We start from the raw sequence: 19,313 nt of genomic DNA, 5'->3' as shown, positions 1-19,313 counted from the left end.
TATTGCCCGGCGGCCAGAGATCGGTCCTCGGGTACCGCCTGGTATCATCTGGTATCAACCATTTTGATACTTCTCAGATTCGATGATACTCGATGAAACTTCCGAGCCGGACCCGTGGCATTTCGCTCGCTCGGAACTCGCGAGCGCCTATCTCGACGCGTTCGATTTGAAGCTGTCATCGGCGCGGGGGCTGTTTGCGCGCCGGCGCATGGGAAAGACGGAGTTTCTGCGTCGCGATTTGCTGCCCGCGGCGCGCGAGCGCGGCTATCTGGTCGCGTACACCAACCTTTGGGACAGCCGCTCGGCGCCCGATGCGGCCCTGCTGTCGGCGCTTGCCGATGCGCTCGAGCCGCAGGGTGTGAAGGCCGTGCTGAACAAGCTGGGCAAGCCCGTGCGAAGGCTCAGGGCGAGTGCGAGCCTGCCCGGTGCTGCGGGCTCGGTCGAAGCCGAGTGGACGCCGCCGCGGGGAGAGAGCGGCGCGACGTTGCGAGAAGTCATGAAGCAGTTGGATCGGCAGAAGAAGCCGCTGCTGCTCGCGATCGACGAGGCCCAAGTGCTTGCGCGGGCGGCCCACGGCGATTTCGCGCATTCGCTGCGCGCCGCGCTCGACATTCGCAAGCTGCGAGTCAAAGTGATTTTCGCGGGCAGCTCCGAGACGACTTTGAGAGAAATGTTTGCGCGCGCGTCGGAGCCGTTTTACAACTGGGCGACGCTGGAGCCGTTTCCCTTGCTCGGCGACGAGTTCGTTGCGTTTACCGTCAAGCTGATGAACGCGATGATCAAAAATAAGCTGACGCTGGCGCAAGGCAGGCGCGCTTTCGATGAATTGCACCGCACACCGGAGTTTTTCAAGCGGTTCGTCGAGCGGTACATGCTCTATCAACCGCAGGGCGTGGACGCCGCGCTCGCGCATACGAAGGCTTCGGTATTTTCCGACGAGCACTTTCTCAAGCAATGGAGCGAATTGAGCCTCGCCGATCGAGCGGTCGTGACGCTGATCGCACGCGGGGATGCCGATCTGCATGGGACGCAAAGCTTGGCAACCTTATCTGCCTGGACGAACAAGCCTGCCACGAAGAACACGGTGGCGCACGCATTGAGACGGTTGCAAGCGGACAACCTCGTTACGCGGTTGTCCGTCGGGCACTATCGCGTGGAAGACGAGGCCTTCGCGGAGTGGCTACGGCGCACAAGGCAGCCGCGATAGGGCCTGCGCTACGTGCGCGCCTACACCGCACCGGAAGCGCACGCCGCGAACAGCCATCTCCGAAACGCGGGTGCGGCGGGCGTTTCGGGACGTGCCGGCGGACATACCAAGAAATATCCGCGCGCCGTGGTAACGGGCTCGTCGAACAGCATCACGAGCTGACCGCTTCGAATGAGTTCATCGACGAGCGGCAACCAGCCGAGCGCGACGCCCTGGTGTGTGAGCGCTGCGTGCATGACGAGCGCGTAGCTGTTGAAGGTCGAACCGTGTTCGTCGGGCGGTGCGGATAAGCCGTGCATCGCGAACCAGCCATTCCATCCGAGCCAGCGCTCGGGCTCGGTGGGCTGCACGTGCAGCAGCGGCGCCGTGCGCAGATCGGCCGGGGTGGCGATCTCCGGATGCGCTTGGGCAAAGGCGGGCGAGCAGACCGCGACGACTTGCTCCTGAAACAGCCGTGTTGCCGTGCATGGCGACCAATCGCCTTCGCCGAACGCGATCGCTACGTCCGCATGGTCGCGGCGCGGGTCGAACGCCGATTGGGAGGTCACCACTTTCACGGTGACGTCCGGGAGCAGGCGCCGCAAATCCATCAAGCGCGGGACGAGCCAGTAGGTCGCAAAGCCTGCGTCGGTCAATATCGTCAGCGCGCCTTTCGCCCGTGCGGCGCGGATTTCCGTCACGGCATCGCGAATCGTTCCGAGGCTTTGACGCACGGCCTCATAAAGACGCAAACCTTCGACCGTAAGCGTCACGCCGCGGTGACCGCGCTCGAACAGCGGTGTGCCCAGCTCCGCTTCCAATTGCACGATGCGCTGGCTGACGGCCGGCTGCGTCGACCCGAGCTCGCGCGCCGCGGCCGTGAAGCTCGCCAGCCGGGCGGCGGACTCGAACACCGACAGCATTTGCAGCGGTGGCAAACGGTCTTGATCAGACATAAGCACGCCTTATGGGGCCATAAGAAACGAGTGTCTTCACAGGCGAATTGTGGGTCGACATATTGAGGTCACGCGCTCCGGGCGCCGCTATCGTGCAGTGCAGCGGCGGTGGAAGGACTCGAAGCCCGTGCATGGCCCCCGGTTCCGATGAATCAACGCATTGTAGACACGAGTTCATGAAGCCCAACACAGGAAAAAATATCCTCGTACTGATGGCCGACCAGATGACGCCGTCATCGCTGCGGTCTTACGGCAATGGCGTCTCGAAGACGCCGCGCATCGATGCGCTCGCCCGCAACGGCGTGACGTTCGATTCGGCCTATTGTGCGAGCCCGCTGTGCGCGCCGTCGCGCTTCGCCTTCATGGCCGGCAAGCTTGCGTCGAAGATCGGTGCTTACGATAACGCGGCCGAATTTCCCGCGCAAACGCTCACCTTCGCCCACTACTTGCGCGCCGCGGGCTATCGGACGGTGCTGTCGGGAAAGATGCATTTTTGCGGCCCGGACCAGCTGCATGGCTTCGAAGAACGGCTGACGACCGATATCTATCCGGCGGACTTCGGCTGGGTGCCCGATTGGGAGCAGCCGCAAGTGCGGCCAAGCTGGTACCACAACATGAGTTCCGTGCTCGACGCGGGTCCGTGCGTGCGCACGAATCAGCTCGATTTCGACGATGAAGTCACGTTCACCGTCAGGCAAAAACTCTACGACATCGCGCGCGAACGGCAGGCCGGCGCCGACGTGCGGCCCTTTTGCGTCGTGGCCTCGCTCACGCATCCGCACGATCCTTATGCGATTCCCGAGCCGTACTGGAATCTGTACCGCGACGAAGAGATCGACCTGCCGCGCACGACGCTCGGCTTCGAAGAAAGCGACCCTCATTCGAAGCGTTTGCGCCATGTCTGCGAAAACGATCGAACGCCGCCGACCGAGCAACAGGTGCGCAATGCGCGCCGAGCCTACTACGGTGCGCTCTCGTACGTCGATGCGCAATTCGGTGCGATTTTAGATGCGCTGGATGCGACGGGCATGGCCGACGACACCATCGTGATCGTGACGTCCGATCACGGCGATATGCTCGGCGAACGGGGCCTTTGGTACAAGATGACGTTCTTCGAAAACGCTGCGCGGGTACCGCTGATCGTGCATGCGCCGAAACACTTTCAGCCTCGGCGCGTGGCCGAATCGGTATCGACGATCGATCTGCTGCCCACGCTCGTCGAATTGGCCACGGGAAAGCGAGAGGCGTGGCCCGATGCCGTGGATGGCCGCAGCCTCGTGCCGCATTTGCGCGGCGATGGCGGCCATGACGAGACCTTCGGCGAATATCTGGCCGAAGGCGCGATCGCCCCGATTGTCATGATTCGTCGTGGGCGGTACAAGTTCATTCATACCCCGGTCGACCCCGATCAACTGTTCGATCTCGCGGCCGACCCGCGGGAACTGAACAACTTGGCGAGCGACCCGGGACATGCACGGATCGCGGCCGAGTTTCGCGCCGAAGTGCGACAACGGTGGGACCTCGACGCACTCCATCGCGAGGTGATCGCCAGCCAACGGCGGAGGCGTTTCCATTACGCGGCGACCACGCAAGGGCGAATTCAATCGTGGGACTGGCAACCGTTCAACGATGCGAGCCAGCGCTACATGCGCAATCACATCGAGCTCGACACGCTCGAAGCGATGGCGCGCTATCCGCGCGTGAAGCGCGAGTGACGAGCGTGCCGCACGCCGAGGCGAAATCGAACGAAGCGGATTTGACCGAGCCGGTTTGGATGAACCGGCTCGAACGAGCGAACCGCATGACACGACACGACACCACACCACACGCCGACCGACTCTTGAGGAGCGAGAGATGAACCGAAACACGTATTCATGGCCCAGGCGCTTGCTGTCTGCGATCCTCGTTGCGGTCGCTGCCGCGATGGCGCCGGGGACGCAAGCGGCCGAGCCGAGCAGTTGCACGCAGGTGCGCATGGCCGACCCTGGTTGGACCGATATCGATGCGACCAACGCCATGACCGGTGTCGTGTTGAAAGCGCTCGGCTATCAGCAGAGCGTGGCGAACTTATCCGTTCCGATCACATACGAAGGGCTGAAGAAAGGGCAGGTCGATGTGTTCCTCGGCAATTGGATGCCGGCGCAAGGGCCGCTCGTCAAACCCTTCGTCGATAGCCATGCGATCGACGTGCTGCATGCCAACCTGACCAATGCCAAGTTCACGCTCGCGGTGCCCGACTACGTGGCCGCAGCGGGCGTTCATTCGTTTGCCGATCTCGCGAAGTACGGCGACAAGTTCGGCGACAAGATCTACGGCATCGAGCCCGGCGCGCCGGCGAACCAGAACATCACGAAGATGATCGGCGACAAGGCGTTCGGTCTCGGCAATTGGACGTTGGTGGCCTCGAGCGAGACGGCGATGCTGACCCAGGTCGAGCGCGCCGTGCGCGACAAGCGTTGGATCGTATTCCTAGCTTGGGAGCCGCATCTGATGAACACGAAGTTTCATTTGACGTATTTGTCGGGCGGCGATGCGTACTTCGGACCGAACTATGGCGGCGCGACCGTGAATACGGTGACCCGCACCGGGTTCGCCGATCAATGCACGAATCTAGGCAGGCTCTTCAAACAGATGACGTTCAACGTGGACCTCGAAAATCGAATCATCGCGAACGTGCTGCAAAACAAGGTCAACGTCAATACAGCGGCGCGTGAGGCGTTGAAGGCCGATCCGAAATTGCTTGGCCCTTGGCTCGACGGCGTAACGACCGTGAGCGGCGCGAACGGCCTGCAGGCAGTCAATGGCGCATTGGCCGGCCACTGACATCCCCACAGCGCAACACAACACACCACAACACAACGAGACCTTCACCATGAAAGCACTTCGCGCGCCGATCCGGTCGGGCGTGGCGCTGGCGCTCGCCAGTCTGCCCGCCCTGAGCCACGCTCAAAGCAGCGTCACGCTGTACGGCATTCTCGATGCCGGCATCACTTATGTCAGCAATACGGGCGGTTCGCATGTCGTCAAGTTCGACGACGGCATCTCGTACGGCAACCGTTGGGGCATCAAAGGCAAGGAGGATTTAGGGAACGGCCTCGCCGCGGTATTCGCACTCGAAAGCGGATTCAAACTGGGTACGGGCCGGCTCACGTTCGGCGGAGCCGAGTTCGGGCGGCAAGCCTATGTGGGCCTGTCGAGTCCGTGGGGTACGGTCTCGTTCGGCGATCAACTCGATATGACCGAGGAGATGGTGTTCCTATATAACGTCTCCGCGTGGGCGAGCGGCTATGCGATTCACCAGGGGGATTTCGACCGATTCAACGGGGACCGGTTGCCCAACTCGGTGAAGTTCATGTCGAACGACATCGACGGCTTCAAGTTTGGGGGCATGTGGTCGTTCGGAAACGTTGCGGGAAATTTTCATCAGGCGAGCGCCTATAGCGTCGGGGCGCACTATGCCCATGGCCCGTTCACGATGGGCGCCGCCTATACGCAGTTGAACAATCCGAACGGCATCTATGCGTTCGATCCTTACGCGATGATCGGCACGCGCACGTTCCTGGGTAGGCCGACCGTCAGTGTGGACCCCGCGACGGGAGCAGTCACGGATCTTTATTCGAGCACCGCGTTCGCAGTGGATAAGCAAGGCGCGTTCGGCATCGGGGCGAGCTATGCGCTCGGCCCCGTGACGCTGATGGGCAACTACTCCTATACGACGATCAAAGCGTTCGGACAATCGTCGCATATGCAAGTCGGGGAGGGCGGCGCATCGTGGAGCGTGACGCCTGCATTCACCGTGGATGGAGGTTACCAGTACACGCATTTCGAAGGGCACCATTGGAATCAGCTGTCGGCGGGGCTGCACTATCTCTTGTCCAAGCGAACGGACGTTTATATCTCCGGGGATTACTTGAAGGCGTCGAGCGGGGTCGATGCCGTGATCGGGTATAGCTTCACGCCGTCGACCACCTCGACCCAGGCCGATATACGCATCGGTTTGCGGCATTCGTTTTAATCCGGCTCCTCGTCGTACTTGGGCGGGCGTGTCTTCGGACGCGGCCCGCCGTTTTTTTGGGGGAAGCGCAGCGCGCTCGAGACGCCGCCCACGACCGTCAAACTTCACGTAGACTTCGCTAAGTTTGCCGTTTGCTTGCTCGCCACGATAGTGGCGGCGGTCCCAGCTCCCTTTTGCAAGGAGGCGTCACGCATGCAATCTGTGCCACTCGTGGACAGCAGTGTCGTCGATCCGCGCGCAAGCGCGCCCGTACGTGACCTGCGCCGTGTGCCCATCCATCCCGATTATTGGTATCCGCTTGCTTGGTCCAAGGAGGTCAAGCGCGGCAAAACGTATGGTACGCACTTCGCGGGCGAGCCCATCGTGCTCGTGCGCACCGAGTCGGGTGCGATTTTTGCACTGGAAGACCGCTGCGCGCATCGACAGGTGCCGCTGCATGCGGGCGTCGTGAAAGGTGAATCGATTCGCTGCGGGTACCACGGCTGGACTTATGACTGCTCGGGCCATTGCGTCGAGGTGCCGTATCTCGGGAAAGAGCGGTTGCCCAACGGTGTGCGCGCCTATCCGTGCCGCGAGGCCTATGGCCTGATCTTCGTGTTTCCCGGCGATGCGGCGCTGGCGCAGACACGGCCGTTTCCTGCGCTGACCTCGGTAGACGACAAGGCGTACAAGACGCGTCGCTTCGGTCGCGAGGTCAAGTGCCACTACTCGTTCATGCACGAGAACCTGATGGACATGAACCATCAGTTCCTGCACCGGCGGTTGATGGGCCACATGCGCACGCGTTCGCTGGGCCGTCGGCGCGGCGAGGATTGGGTCGAGGTGGATTACACCTTCGCACGCATGGAAGGCAAGCAGCCGGTCGGCGAGGCGCTCGTGTTCGGGGCTAGCAAGGCGCGACGCGAGCAGGATAAGGACGTGATGACGATCCGCACCGGCTACCCTTATCAAACGCTGCAGATCCGGTCGCCCGAAGGCACGCTGGTCATGGATTTGTGGATCGTCTATGTGCCGCTCGACGCGCAGCAGCGCACCAACCGGACGTTCGGGTTGCTGTCGATCCGCAAGCCCAGCCTGCCGTTCGCGCTCGATCTAGCGTGGCCGCTGTTGGTCTGGTTCACCGAAGGCATCTTCAAGGAAGATCGGTGGATCGTCGAACTCGAACAGAAGGCCCATGACAAACAGGGCGCCGATTGGAACCACGAAGTATTTCCCGTGATAAACGACTTGCGCGACGTGCTGCGCAATTGCGGGGGCGCCAGCGTCATTCCGATTCGCCCGGTGAGTGACTTGGGCTGAACGCCTGGCGTGAGGATAGCAACCACTCGCGAAACGCCACGAGCGCAGGGTGATTTCGCACGCGCTCGGGGTACGTGAAGTAGTAGGAACGCGAGCTGGGCACCGGCTCGAACGGGCTGCAAAGCGACCCGTTCGCCAGTTCGTCTTCCACGAGCAGGCGCGGCACGAGGCCCACGCCAATTCCGGCGGCGACCGCCTGAATCAAATGCGAAGTCAATTCGAAGCTCGGTCCCAGCCGCAGCGCGTGATGCGGTAAGCCGAAGTGAGCGCACCATTCGCGCCAAGCGTCGGGGAAGCTGCCCACCCTGAGCAGCATCGAGCCTTCGAGCATCGCGACGCTCGGGTTGACATGTCGTTCGCTCGCGGCCCGCGCGCGCCCAGTTCTGCTGCGCCCATGATTTGCCAATTTCAGCATTCCAGGGCTCGCGATCAGAACCAGTTCTTCGGGGTACAGTCGGTGTGCGATCACGTTAGGCCAGCGTCCGTCTCCTACCGTGATGGCCGCGTCGAGCGGTTGCGATGCGAAGTCGATGTCCTCGATGCGCGAGTGCAAATCGATCTGTAAATCCGGGTGCGCACGATATAGCTCGTGCAGCCTCGGCAAGAGCCACTTGGCGCCGAACGTTGGCAAGGTCGCCACACGCAGATGTTTGCCGAATGCGTCCGAAGATAGAGCTTGCAACGTCGCGTTGCGGATCTGTGTCAACGCTGCCCCGATCTCGACCATGTAAGCGTGGCCCGCGTCGGTGGCCATGATGCGCTTGCCTTCACGCATGAACAACGCCACGCCCAACATCGCTTCCAAGGTCTGAACTTGTCGGCTCACTGCGCTTTGAGTCAACGCCAATTCTTCGGCGGCGCGAGTGAAGCTCTCGTGTCGAGCCGAGGCTTCGAACGCCAACAGGAGCGACATCGATGGGGTGAGCTTGCGGTAATTCATTCATAAACCTCATGAATATCCCAAGGAACTTCCGTTTGCGGGGTGGAAATAGGGCAATCAGAATGCTGTACTGACACAAAATGTGCGCCGAGTTGCTATTCCAATCATGCAAAGTCTACATGGATCCGGATGCGGCTCGGCGATTACCGAGCGCGAACCATGACGATTGCACGCCTTCCCCTCGACGATTCCTTAGCTACGCTCGATGCGCGCTTCCTAGATGCGTTGCGAGCGGCGGGCTTCGAGGGGGATATCGACGGCAGTCACGCGCTGCGCACGGTGCTTGCAACGGACAACTCCATCTACCAGCGATACCCGAAAGCGGCGCTGTTCCCACGTCACGCGCGCGACGTGCAGCGCATCGCAACGCTCTTGGGGCAGGAAGCGTTTCGTGAAGTCGTCGTCGCTGCCCGAGGCGGCGGCACAGGCACGAACGGCCAATCGCTGACAGACGGGATCGTGGTGGACTTGTCCCGGCATATGAACCGGATTCTCGAGATCGATCCGCAATCGCGGACCGTGCGTGTGGAAGCTGGCGTCGTGAAGGACCAACTCAACGCCGCGCTCAAGCCACACGGGCTGTTCTTTGCACCCGAGTTGTCCACGTCCAATCGCGCCACAATCGGCGGCATGATCAGCACCGACGCGAGCGGCCAGGGGAGCTGCACGTATGGAAAGACGCGCGATCACGTGCTGGCGGTCGAGTCGATCCTCGTCGGCGGCGAGCGTTTATCGAGCGCGCCGGTCGACTCGATGCAATTGAACGATCTTTGCCGTCGCAACGATGCGGTAGGGCGCGTGTACCGCGCCGCGCGAGAGATCGGCGAACGCGAAGCCGATCTGATCCGGGAGCGGTTTCCGGCATTGAACCGCTGCTTGACGGGCTACGACCTCGCGCATCTGCGTGATGCGGATGGCCGCGTCGACCTCAACAGCGTCCTATGCGGTTCGGAGGGCACGCTGAGCTTCGTCGTCGAAGCCACGCTGAACGTGCTTCCCATTCCCGCGCATGCGGCGCTCGTCAATATTCGCTACATGAGCTTCATGGACGCGCTGCGCGACGCGCGTGCGTTGATGAAGCACCGGCCGTTGTCGATCGAAACGGTGGATTCGACCGTATTGGCGCTCGCGCGCCGCGACATCGTATGGACGAAGGTGGCCGAATTCTTCCCGGATACGGAATCTGCCACCGACGATGCGGGTGGCATCAACATGGTCGAATTCAGCGGCGACGAAGCCGACGCGGTGCGCACGCGGGTATCGGGCTTTATCGAGCAGATCCGCGCGGACACTACCGTGCGCCGCGTTGCGATCACGGTCGCGGATGGCGAGGCGGCGATCGAGCGTGTCTACGCGATGAGAAAGCGCGCTGTCGGCTTGCTCGGCAACGTCAGCGGTGCCAGCCGTCCGCAACCGTTCGTCGAGGACACCGCCGTCCCGCCGGAGCACCTGGCCGATTACATCGCCGAGTTTCGCGGGCTGCTCGACGGTTTCGGCTTGCGTTACGGCATGTTCGGGCATGTCGATGCGGGCGTGTTGCATGTTAGGCCAGCGTTGGATATGCGGGACCCGCGGCAAGCCGCGTTGGTTCGCCCGATATCGGATGCGGTTACGGCGCTGACGATGAAATACGGCGGTTTGCTATGGGGCGAACACGGCAAGGGCGTGCGCTCGGAATACGCGCCCGAGTATTTCGGTCCGTTGTATCCCGCCCTGCAACGGCTCAAGGCCGCATTCGATCCTCACAATCAGCTCAATCCTGGCAAGATCGCGACGCCGTCCGGAAGCGGTGCGTCGTTACTGCGCATCGATAACGTGCCGATGCGCGGCGCGGCCGACCGGCGCATCGACGAGCGCGTGTGGCAGCGCAATGCCGACGCGGTGCATTGCAACGGCAACGGCGCTTGCTACAACTTCGATCCCGACGACGCCATGTGTCCGTCATGGAAAGCTACCCGCCAGCGGATTCACTCGCCGAAGGGGCGCGCATCGTTGATGCGCGAGTGGTTGCGTCTGCAGAGCGAGGCGGGCGTCGATCTGACGGCGAAGCCGAGGACGGCGCCATTACCGGTCCGGGTTGCCAATAGCTTGCGCAAGCAGCGCGGGCAGAGCGACTTTTCGCATCAGGTGTACGACGCGATGGCCGGATGCTTGGCGTGCAAATCATGCGCGGCGCAATGCCCGGTGAAAGTCAACGTGCCGGAGTTTCGCTCGCGCTTTCTCGCGCACTACCATACGCGTTACGCACGGTCGCCGCGCGACTACCTGATCGGCTCGCTCGAATTCTCGGTGCCCTACATCGCCGCGGCGCCCGGCGGGAGCCGGCTCTACAACGCGCTCATGCGGGCTGCGCCGGTGAAGGCGTTGCTGCGCAGCGTAGCCGGCATCGTCGACAGCCCGTTGCTCAGCACGATTTCTTGGGAGGACGTGTGCCGTCGATGGTCGCTGGAGCCGGCCTCGGAAGCGGTGCTGGGCGGGTTGAGCGAAGCACAACGTGCGCGCACGATCGTATTCGTTCAAGACGCGTTTACGCGCTTCTTTGAAACTCAGGTGGCCGCTGCGTTCGTGGAGCTCGCCGTGCGGCTCGGGTATCGGGTGCTGCTCGCGCCCTATGTGCCAAATGGAAAGCCGCTGCACGTCCAGGGGTTTCTTGGCGCGTTCGCGCGCGTTGCGCGAAGAAATGCGACGCGATTGGCTGCGCTCGCACAGTTCGACGTGCCGTTGATCGGCCTAGATCCGGCGATGACGCTCGTTTATCGGCAGGAATATCGAAAGGTCGCGCAGGGCGAGACCTGCCCGCGCGTTTTGCTGCCGCAAGAATGGCTGATTGGCGCGCTCGATGGCGTGCTGCCGGAGCGGGCCCCAAAAAGGCAGCGAAGCTACCGCATGCTGCCGCATTGCACGGAGCGCACGAGCGAGCCGGGGGCCGCGGGATTGTGGCGAGACGTGTTCGCGCGCATGGGGTTGTCGCTGTCGATGCCGGCGAGCGGATGTTGCGGCATGTCCGGTACGTATGGGCATGAGTTACGCAATGTCGAAACATCGAAGACGATCTTCGAGCAGTCGTGGGCGCGCCATGTCGACGACTGGGTGGCCCCGGGCGGCGCCGGCACGACAGCGGATGCCGAACGGCCGGAACTGCTGGCGACCGGCTACTCATGCCGATGCCAAGTCGCTCGCTTGCGCGGACGCCGGGTTCGCCATCCTATCGAGGCATTGCTCGATTTCCTTCGTTGAGTTCATGCGATCTAGCGCTGAAATCGCGCATGGCGCGGCCGCGAAGCGCTTGGTCAAAAAGGAGGGCTCGGTTGTCGAAAGAACGTTGACGGACACCCTGCGAACGCTGCAGGAAGTGTAAAAACGGGCGAACCCGACAGTTCGCCCGAACGGCAGGCCCCGCATTGTGTGCGACGCGCGGGGCGCTGTCGAAGAGACCGATGTCCTTATTGCGTCTTCGTCGTCGTTTCGGTCTTCACATCGGCCTTCACATCAGCCTTCACATCAGCCTTCATATCGGCCTTGGCCTTTGCCGGTTGCTGATCGGCGCTGGGCGCCGTTTTGGTCTCGTTCTTCTTGCTGGCCTTGTGCGTGTGCGTCTTCTTCAGATGCTTGGCCGTGTGCTTCGTCATCGTGTTTTTTTCTTGCGCCGCACCGGCTTCGTTCGTCGCTTTATCAGCCTTCGTCGCATCGGCTTGCGCCCGCGTGCTTGCCTTCAAGTTGGCTTGTCCGGCCTGAACGGACGTGTTTGCGTTGATTCCCGGCGCCGAGGCGGGGGCCGCGGTTTGAGCGAAAGCCGTCGAAACGAGCAGGGCGGAAGCGAGAGCAGCGAACATCGTCTTCATCTGTGAACTCCTATTGGGGCGGCTGAGACAATTCAGCGCTGCCGGTTTAACGCTAGGGCGACGAGGAGAGTTGACCCCGCTCTGGTGACAAAACGTAAGCACTGTGACGAAACCCTCGGTGACCAGCACGCTTCTCCGGCAGGTGCGCTATCCTTGCGCGTCGATCGGCAATTCCCTATCGAGGATCGTGTGGGCAAGACGAACAAGCATTGGAAGTGGCTAACGATCGTGTGCGCGGGCGCCGCGCTCACGTTGGCAGGATGTGACGACCGTCAAGGCGAGCAGGCCATGGGAAAACTCAAAGCTTTCTTCAATGCGATCAAGCCGGACGAGTTGCTCCTGCGAGGATTGACGCCCGGTGTAACGACCGAGACCCAAATTCGCGAGCAAATGGGGCAACCCGAAACCGAGCGCACGCATGCGGACGGATCGAAGCGGCTCGAGTATCCGCGCGGCCCGCAGGGCACGACTACCTATATGGTGGATGTCGATTCGCGCGGCAGGCTAGTCGCCGTCACCCAAGTATTGACCGCCGAAAACTTCGCGAAGGTCCGCATGGGGATGACGGCCGATGAAGTGCGTCGGCTACTCGGCAAACCGGGCGAGATCGCCGTGTACCGACTGAAGCCAGAAACGGTGTGGAGTTGGAAGTGGCAGGAGGGTGGCCCGAGCGGCGAAGCGTATTTCAACGTTCACTTCGATGCATCGGGCGTCGTGTACACGACTTCGCGTTCGGACATCATCAGGGGGCATTGATCAACCCGGCACGCGCACCCAGCCCTCCATCAACACGCGCGCGCTGCGGCTCATGATGGCCTTTTTGACGACCCACTGACCTTCCACGAGAGCCGCCTGCGCCCCAACGCGCAAGGTGCCGGAGGGGTGCCCGAATCGAACCGCCTCGCGCTCGCCGCCGCCCGCCGCCAGATTGACGAGCGTGCCCGGAATCGCGGCGGCGGTCCCGATAGCGACGGCCGCCGTGCCCATCATCGCGTGATGCAGTTTGCCCATCGACATCGCGCGCACGAGTAGATCGACATCCCCCGCGCCGACCGCTTTACCGCTCGAGGCCACATAGTCCGCAGGCGGCGCGACGAAAGCGACCTTCGGCGTATGCTGCTTTTTCGCGATCTCGTCGACGTGCGCAATGAGGCCCATCCGCAACGCGCCATAGGCGCGAATCGTCTCGAACATCGCAAGCGCTTTTTCATCGCCGTTGATGGACTCTTGCAGTTCGGTGCCCTGATAGCCGATCGCCCGCGCATCGACGAAAATCGTGGGGATGCCCGCGTTGATCATCGTCGCCTTGAGCGTGCCGATGCCGGGCACGTCCAGATCGTCCACCACGTTCCCCGTCGGGAACATCGCGCCACCCGCACCGTCCTCGTCCGCGGCCGGGTCCATGAACTCGAGCGCGATCTCTGCGGCGGGGAACGTCACGCCGTCCAGTTCGAAGTCGCCCGTCTCCTGCACCGCGCCATCGGTCATCGGCACATGGGCGACGATTGTCTTTCCGATATTGGCTTGCCAGATTCGCACGGTAGCCGTGCCGTTGCGCGGCAGGCGCGCAGCGTCGATGAGTCCGCTAGCAATCGCGAAAGGGCCTACGGCGGCCGACAGGTTGCCGCAGTTTCCGCTCCAATCGACGAACGCCTTGTCGATCGCCACCTGCCCGAACAAGTAGTCGACGTCGTGACCGGGCCGCGTGCTCGGCGAGACGATGACGGTTTTGCTCGTGCTGGAGGTTGCGCCGCCCATGCCGTCGATGTGCTTGCCGTAGGGATCGGGGCTGCCGATCACGCGCATGAGCAGGGCGTCGCGCGCCGCACCGGGCGCCTGCGCCGAGGTGGGCAGGTCTTGCAGACGGAAGAACACGCCTTTGCTCGTGCCGCCGCGCATGTACACGGCGGGAATTTTGATTTGAGGTAGGTGGGCCATTCGTTAGTCATCCTTACTGATGCCGCTCACGCCGCCATCGACGATTCGAGGAAGTCTTGCGCGAAGCGTTGCAGTACGCCGCCCGCTTCGTAGATCGAGACCTCTTCTGCCGTGTCGAGCCGGCACGTGACCGGCACGGTGACGCGCTCGCCGTTCTTGCGCGTGATGACGAGCGTGAGATCGGCGCGCGGCGTGCGTTCGCCGATCACATCGAACGTCTCCGTGCCGTCGATCCCGAGCGTCGTGCGCGTCGTGCCCGGCTTGAACTCGAGCGGCAGCACGCCCATGCCGACGAGGTTCGTGCGGTGAATGCGCTCGAATCCTTCCGCGACGATCGCCTCGACGCCCGCAAGGCGCACACCCTTGGCCGCCCAATCGCGCGATGAGCCTTGGCCGTAGTCCGCGCCTGCGATGATGATGAGCGGCTGCTTGCGCTCCATGTACGTCTCGATCGCTTCCCACATGCGTGTGACGCGGCCCTCCGGTTCGATGCGCGCGAGAGAACCGGTTTTCACCTGACCGTTCTCCACGACCATTTCGTTCTTCAGCGTCGGATTGGCGAACGTCGCGCGCTGGGCGGTGAGGTGATCACCGCGGTGGGTGGCGTACGAGTTGAAGTCTTCCTCCGGCAAGCCCATCTTTTCGAGGTACTCGCCCGCGGCGCTGTTGCGCATGATCGCGTTGGACGGCGAAATATGATCGGTCGTGATGTTGTCGCCGAGCACGGCCAGCGCGCGCATGCGCTTGAGCGTGCGCTCGCCGGCGAGCGCGCCCTCCCAATACGGCGGGCGGCGAATGTAGGTGCTTTGCGGCCGCCATGCGTAGAGCGGCTCCGCCTGTTCGGCGCGCTGCGCGGCGAGGGCGAACATCGGCTCGTAGACGCGCCGGAACTGCTCGGGCTTCACGCTCGACGCGACGACGGCGTCGATCTCCTCGTCGGTCGGCCAGAGGTCCTTGAGCGTAACCGGCTTGCCGTCGCGGTCGACGCCGAGCGCGTCTTTCTCGATGTCGAAGCGAATCGTGCCCGCGATCGCATAGGCTACGACGAGCGGCGGCGAAGCGAGGAACGCTTGTTTCGCGTACGGATGAATGCGGCCGTCGAAGTTGCGATTGCCCGATAGCACGGCGGTGGCGTAGAGATCGCGCTCGACGATCTCCTGCTGAATCTTCGGATCGAGCGCGCCCGACATGCCGTTGCAAGACGTGCACGCATAGGCGACCACGCCGAAGCCGAGCTTCTCGAGTTCCGGCAGCAGCCCCGCCTCTTCCAGATACAGCGTCACGGCTTTCGATCCGGGGGCGAGCGAGGACTTGACCCACGGCTTGCGCACGAGGCCCAAGCGATTGGCATTGCGCGCGAGCAGGCCCGCGGCAATCATGTTGCGCGGATTGTTGGTGTTGGTGCAACTCGTGATCGCCGCGATGATGACGGCGCCGTCGGGCATCTTGCCCGGCTCGTTCTCGACCTTGCCGCTGATCCCGCGGGCCGCCAGCTCGGTGGTCGGCACGCGGCGGTGCGGGTTCGACGGCCCCGCGATGTTTCGCGTGACGCTCGAAAGATCGAAGCGCAGGACGCGCTCGTATTGCGCGTTCGTGAGCGTGTCGGCCCACAGCCCGGCTTCCTTGGCATACGTTTCGACTAGCTTGACGAGTGCGTCGTCGCGGCCCGTGAGCTTCAGGTAGCGGATCGTCTGCTCGTCGATGTAGAACATCGCGGCAGTCGCGCCGAACTCGGGCGCCATGTTCGCGATGGTCGCGCGGTCCCCGAGCGTGAGCCGCGATGCGCCTTCGCCGTAAAACTCGAGGTACGCCGATACGACCTTCTCCTTGCGCAGGATTTCGGTCAAGGCCAGCACGATGTCGGTTGCCGTGATGCCGGGTTGGCGCGCGCCGGTCAGCTCGACCCCGACGATGTCGGGCAGGCGCATCCACGATGCGCGGCCGAGCATCACGCTCTCGGCTTCGAGGCCGCCCACGCCCACGGCGATGACGCCGAGCGCATCGACCATCGGCGTATGCGAATCGGTGCCCACGAGCGTGTCGGGAAACGCGACGCCGTCGCGAACCTGAATGACCGGGCTCATGCGCTCGAGGTTGATTTGATGCAGGATGCCGTTGCCCGGAGGAATGACGTCCACGTTCTTGAACGCCTTCTTCGTCCAATCGATGAAGTGAAAGCGGTCTTCGTTGCGGCGATCCTCGATGGCCCGGTTCTTCGCGAAGGCATCCTTGTCGAAGCCGCCGCATTCGACGGCGAGCGAATGATCGACGACGAGTTGCGTCGGCACGACGGGATTGACCAAAGCGGGATCGCCGCCGCGTTCGGCGATGGCGTCGCGCAGGCCCGCGAGATCGACGAAGGCGGTTTGGCCGAGGATGTCATGGCATACCACGCGCGCGGGGAACCACGGGAAATCGAGGTCGCGCTTGCGCTCGATCAGTTGCTTGAGCGCATCGGTCAGCAGCGACGGCTCGCAGCGGCGCACGAGATTCTCGGCGAACACGCGGGAGGTGTATGGCAGCGTGTCGTAAGCGCCTTTTTCGATCGCTTCGATGGCCGAACGGGCGTCGAAATAGTCGAGCCCGGCGCCGGGCAATGCTTTGCGGTAGTCGGTATTCATAGCGTATGAGGCGAAGTTGCGCCGGGCTCGCGGCGATCGATTCGTGGTCGATCGCGATGAGCCGGCTGCGGAAACGGTTAGTGGAAGCGCAGGAACGTCATACGTCGATCGCCGACACGGATTTGGCGAGTTTGCGCAACTCGAACTTCTGGATCTTGCCGGTCGACGTCTTCGGCAATTCGACGAACTCGATCGCGCGCGGCACTTTGAAGCCGGCCAGATGCGCCTTGCAATGCGCGATCAAATCGGCGGCGCTCGCCGTCGCGCCAGCTTTGAGTTCGACGAATGCGCACGGCGTTTCTCCCCAGCGCGGATCGGGTTTGGCGACGACGGCCGCGGCCAGCACGGCGGGGTGCCGATAGAGCACGTCTTCGATCTCGATGCTCGAGATGTTTTCCCCGCCCGAAATGATGATGTCCTTGCTGCGATCTTTGATGCGCACGTAGCCGTCGGGGTAGGCCACGCCCAAGTCGCCCGTATGAAACCAGCCGCCGCGAAAGGCTTCTTCGGTGGCGGTGGCATTCTTCAGATAGCCCTTCATCGTGATGTTGCCGCGGAACATGATTTCGCCGATGGTTTCGCCGTCGGCAGGCACGGGCGTCATCGTCTCCGGGTCGAGCACTGCACAGCCGTCTTGCAAGTGATAGCGCACGCCCTGACGCGCGTTCAAACGCGCGCGCTCGCCGATGTCCAACGTGCGCCATTCTTCTTGCTGGGGACACACGGAGGCCGGCCCGTAGACTTCCGTCAGGCCGTACACGTGCGTGAGCTCGAAGCCGAGCCGCTCCAAGCTTTCGATCAGCGCGGCGGGCGGCGCCGCGCCGGCCACCATCGCATGGACGGGATGGGTGATGCCGCCCTTTAATTCATCCGGCGCATTCACGAGCATGTTGTGAACGATCGGCGCGCCGCAGTAATGCGTGACGCGCTCGGCGCGAATGAGATCGAAGATCGTCTTCGCGTCGACTTTGCGCAGGCAAACGTTGACCCCCGCGCGCGCGGCGACAGCCCAAGGAAAGGTCCATCCGTTGCAGTGAAACAGCGGCAACGTCCACAGGTAAACGGCATGCTTGGGCATGTCCCATTCGAGAATGTTGCTGATTGCTGCGGTGTAGGCGCCTCGATGGTGATAGACGACGCCTTTGGGATTGCCCGTGGTGCCCGACGTGTAGTTCAGGCTGATGGCGTCCCATTCGTCGTTCGGTGGCTGCCAGGCGTAGTGCGGATCGCCGCTATCGAGCAGCGCTTCGTATTCGATTTGGCCGATTCGCTCGCCGGGTCCCGTATAGAGCGGATCGTCGACGTCGACGACGAAGATGGGCCGCTCCACGGCCGGCAGAACGGAGCGCATGAGGTCCGCGAATTCGCGATCGACGAGCAAGACCTTCGCTTCGCCGTGATTGAGCATGAAGGCGAGGGTGGCGGCGTCCAGGCGGGTATTGAGTGTGTTGAGCACCGCGCCGGCCATCGGTACGCCGAAGTGGGCCTCGATCATGGCGGGGGTATTGGGCAGCATCGCGGCCACGGTGTCGCCCGTGCCGATGCCGCGCGCCGCGAGCGCCGACGCGAGGCGCCGCGTGCGTGCGTAAGTTTCCTGCCAGGTTCGGCGAATCAGGCCGTGCACGACGGCCAGGCGTGTCGGATAGACGCTTGCCGCGCGCTCGATGAAGCTGAGCGGCGTCAGCGCGGTGTAGTTTGCCGTGGTCTTGCCAAGGCCTGCTTCGAACATATCTGTGCTCATGATTGTCTCCCCACCTCTCCCATGGTGCTGCTGCGGGCCCGAGTCGAAGGCGCGGCCCGCCCCTGCGATCAGCGTTTGCCGATCGGTGCGAACTTCAGGTTCTCCGGTCCAGTGTAATTCGCGCTCGGCCGGATGATCTTGTTATCGACGCGCTGCTCGATGATGTGCGCGCTCCAGCCCGAGGTGCGCGAGATGACGAACAGCGGCGTGAACATGGCCGTGGGCACGCCCATCATGTGGTACGACACGGCGCTGAACCAGTCCAGGTTCGGGAACATTTTCTTGGCGTCCCACATCACCGTTTCGAGCCGCTCGGCGATGTTGAACAGGCGCATGTCCTCGGCTTCCTTGGACAGCTTGCGCGCCACTTCCTTGATCACCTGATTGCGCGGGTCGGAAATCGTATAGACCGGATGCCCGAAGCCGATCACCACTTCCTTGTTCTCGACGCGGCGGCGGATGTCGGCCTCGGCTTCGTCGGGCGTGGTGTAGCGCGTTTGAATCTCGAATGCCGCTTCGTTGGCGCCGCCGTGCTTCGGGCCGCGCAGCGCGCCGATTGCACCGGTGATGGCCGAATAGATGTCCGAACCGGTGCCGGCGATGACGCGGCCCGTGAACGTGGAGGCGTTGAACTCGTGCTCGGCGTACAGGATCAGCGACGTATGCATCGCTTCGACCCACGATTTGGACGGCGTCTTGCCGTGCAGCAGATGCAGGAAATGGCCGCCGATCGAATCGTCGTCGGTTTCCACTTCGATGCGCCGGCCGTTGTGCG

The 19,313-nt window shown here is 62.9% G+C and carries 14 protein-coding genes; 7 read left to right on the top strand and 7 right to left on the bottom strand.

Annotated features, from left to right (window positions below; all coding sequences use genetic code 11):
• The first annotated feature begins 82 nt into the window (after positions 1-82).
• Positions 83-1,207 carry a hypothetical protein gene (locus tag MMB74_RS26140; protein WP_277431512.1) on the top strand — a complete coding sequence of 375 codons (1,125 nt, stop codon included), beginning with the start codon at positions 83-85 and terminating at the stop codon, positions 1,205-1,207.
• A gap of 20 nt (positions 1,208-1,227) precedes the next feature.
• On the opposite strand, the gene MMB74_RS26135 is transcribed toward MMB74_RS26140, so the two are convergent.
• Positions 1,228-2,142 (bottom strand): LysR family transcriptional regulator, encoded by a 915-nt coding sequence (locus tag MMB74_RS26135; protein WP_277431511.1) that lies wholly within the window; start codon positions 2,140-2,142, stop codon positions 1,228-1,230.
• A 176-nt stretch (positions 2,143-2,318) separates the two neighbouring features.
• Between MMB74_RS26135 and betC the strand changes: the two genes are divergently transcribed.
• From betC to MMB74_RS26115, 4 genes are all read left to right on the top strand, one after another.
• Positions 2,319-3,857 (top strand): choline-sulfatase, encoded by a 1,539-nt coding sequence (gene betC, locus MMB74_RS26130; RefSeq protein ID WP_277431510.1) that lies wholly within the window; start codon positions 2,319-2,321, stop codon positions 3,855-3,857.
• Positions 3,858-4,065: 208 nt separating this feature from the next.
• Entirely contained in the window at positions 4,066-4,965 is a 900-nt protein-coding gene (gene choX, locus MMB74_RS26125; RefSeq protein WP_277431538.1) for a choline ABC transporter substrate-binding protein, read from the top strand.
• A gap of 49 nt (positions 4,966-5,014) precedes the next feature.
• The gene (locus MMB74_RS26120) at positions 5,015-6,157 is read left to right on the top strand and encodes a porin (protein WP_277431509.1); all 1,143 of its coding nucleotides are present in this window, start codon (positions 5,015-5,017) and stop codon (positions 6,155-6,157) included.
• Positions 6,158-6,349: 192 nt separating this feature from the next.
• The gene (locus MMB74_RS26115; protein ID WP_277431508.1) at positions 6,350-7,456 is read left to right on the top strand and encodes an aromatic ring-hydroxylating dioxygenase subunit alpha; all 1,107 of its coding nucleotides are present in this window, start codon (positions 6,350-6,352) and stop codon (positions 7,454-7,456) included.
• Here the strand turns inward: MMB74_RS26115 and MMB74_RS26110 are convergent.
• The gene (locus MMB74_RS26110) at positions 7,422-8,396 is read right to left on the bottom strand and encodes a LysR substrate-binding domain-containing protein (protein WP_277431507.1); all 975 of its coding nucleotides are present in this window, start codon (positions 8,394-8,396) and stop codon (positions 7,422-7,424) included. The two genes, MMB74_RS26115 and MMB74_RS26110, sit on opposite strands and share 35 nt — an antisense overlap.
• 159 nt (positions 8,397-8,555) lie before the next feature.
• On the opposite strand from MMB74_RS26110, the gene MMB74_RS26105 reads away from it, so the two are divergent.
• Entirely contained in the window at positions 8,556-11,633 is a 3,078-nt protein-coding gene (locus MMB74_RS26105) for an FAD-binding and (Fe-S)-binding domain-containing protein (RefSeq protein ID WP_277431506.1), read from the top strand.
• 206 nt (positions 11,634-11,839) lie between these two features.
• Here MMB74_RS26105 and MMB74_RS26100 read toward each other — a convergent pair whose 3' ends face one another.
• Positions 11,840-12,238, bottom strand: coding sequence for a hypothetical protein (locus MMB74_RS26100; protein ID WP_277431505.1), 399 nt, complete (start codon positions 12,236-12,238; stop codon positions 11,840-11,842).
• A gap of 288 nt (positions 12,239-12,526) precedes the next feature.
• Between MMB74_RS26100 and MMB74_RS26095 the strand changes: the two genes are divergently transcribed.
• On the top strand, positions 12,527-12,994 hold the full coding sequence (locus MMB74_RS26095; protein WP_277431537.1) for a hypothetical protein: 468 nt from the start codon (positions 12,527-12,529) through the stop codon (positions 12,992-12,994).
• Here the strand turns inward: MMB74_RS26095 and prpF are convergent, their stop codons facing one another.
• The 4 genes from prpF to MMB74_RS26075 all read right to left on the bottom strand — a co-directional run.
• A complete protein-coding gene (gene prpF / locus MMB74_RS26090; RefSeq protein ID WP_277431504.1) occupies positions 12,995-14,176 on the bottom strand; it encodes a 2-methylaconitate cis-trans isomerase PrpF in 1,182 nt (393 codons plus the stop codon). It abuts the gene before it with no gap.
• 26 nt (positions 14,177-14,202) lie between these two features.
• Positions 14,203-16,797, bottom strand: a complete 2,595-nt coding sequence (acnD, locus tag MMB74_RS26085; RefSeq protein WP_277431503.1) for a Fe/S-dependent 2-methylisocitrate dehydratase AcnD — start codon at positions 16,795-16,797, stop codon at positions 14,203-14,205.
• A gap of 97 nt (positions 16,798-16,894) precedes the next feature.
• Positions 16,895-18,538: an acyl-CoA synthetase gene (locus MMB74_RS26080; RefSeq protein WP_277431502.1), complete on the bottom strand. Its 1,644-nt coding sequence runs from the start codon at positions 18,536-18,538 to the stop codon at positions 16,895-16,897.
• 68 nt (positions 18,539-18,606) lie between these two features.
• A partial coding sequence (locus MMB74_RS26075; protein ID WP_277431501.1) for a citrate/2-methylcitrate synthase occupies positions 18,607-19,313 on the bottom strand: 707 nt, incomplete at its 5' end.

This window comes from Trinickia sp. Y13 (genome assembly GCF_029522115.1).
Taxonomy (GTDB): Bacteria; Pseudomonadota; Gammaproteobacteria; order Burkholderiales; family Burkholderiaceae; genus Trinickia.
This window is presented reverse-complemented; position numbering and strand designations above follow the sequence as displayed.

Excerpts from the sequence above, each read along its gene's own strand:
- MMB74_RS26140 (WP_277431512.1), top strand. The coding sequence starts at position 83 with ATGATACTCGATGAAACTTCCGAGCCGGACCCGTGGCATTTCGCTCGC.
- MMB74_RS26135 (WP_277431511.1), bottom strand. The coding sequence starts at position 2,142 with ATGTCTGATCAAGACCGTTTGCCACCGCTGCAAATGCTGTCGGTGTTC.
- betC (WP_277431510.1), top strand. The coding sequence starts at position 2,319 with ATGAAGCCCAACACAGGAAAAAATATCCTCGTACTGATGGCCGACCAG.
- choX (WP_277431538.1), top strand. The coding sequence starts at position 4,066 with ATGGCGCCGGGGACGCAAGCGGCCGAGCCGAGCAGTTGCACGCAGGTG.
- MMB74_RS26120 (WP_277431509.1), top strand. The coding sequence starts at position 5,015 with ATGAAAGCACTTCGCGCGCCGATCCGGTCGGGCGTGGCGCTGGCGCTC.
- MMB74_RS26115 (WP_277431508.1), top strand. The coding sequence starts at position 6,350 with ATGCAATCTGTGCCACTCGTGGACAGCAGTGTCGTCGATCCGCGCGCA.
- MMB74_RS26110 (WP_277431507.1), bottom strand. The coding sequence starts at position 8,396 with ATGAATTACCGCAAGCTCACCCCATCGATGTCGCTCCTGTTGGCGTTC.
- MMB74_RS26105 (WP_277431506.1), top strand. The coding sequence starts at position 8,556 with ATGACGATTGCACGCCTTCCCCTCGACGATTCCTTAGCTACGCTCGAT.
- MMB74_RS26100 (WP_277431505.1), bottom strand. The coding sequence starts at position 12,238 with ATGAAGACGATGTTCGCTGCTCTCGCTTCCGCCCTGCTCGTTTCGACG.
- MMB74_RS26095 (WP_277431537.1), top strand. The coding sequence starts at position 12,527 with ATGGGAAAACTCAAAGCTTTCTTCAATGCGATCAAGCCGGACGAGTTG.
- prpF (WP_277431504.1), bottom strand. The coding sequence starts at position 14,176 with ATGGCCCACCTACCTCAAATCAAAATTCCCGCCGTGTACATGCGCGGC.
- acnD (WP_277431503.1), bottom strand. The coding sequence starts at position 16,797 with ATGAATACCGACTACCGCAAAGCATTGCCCGGCGCCGGGCTCGACTAT.
- MMB74_RS26080 (WP_277431502.1), bottom strand. The coding sequence starts at position 18,538 with ATGAGCACAGATATGTTCGAAGCAGGCCTTGGCAAGACCACGGCAAAC.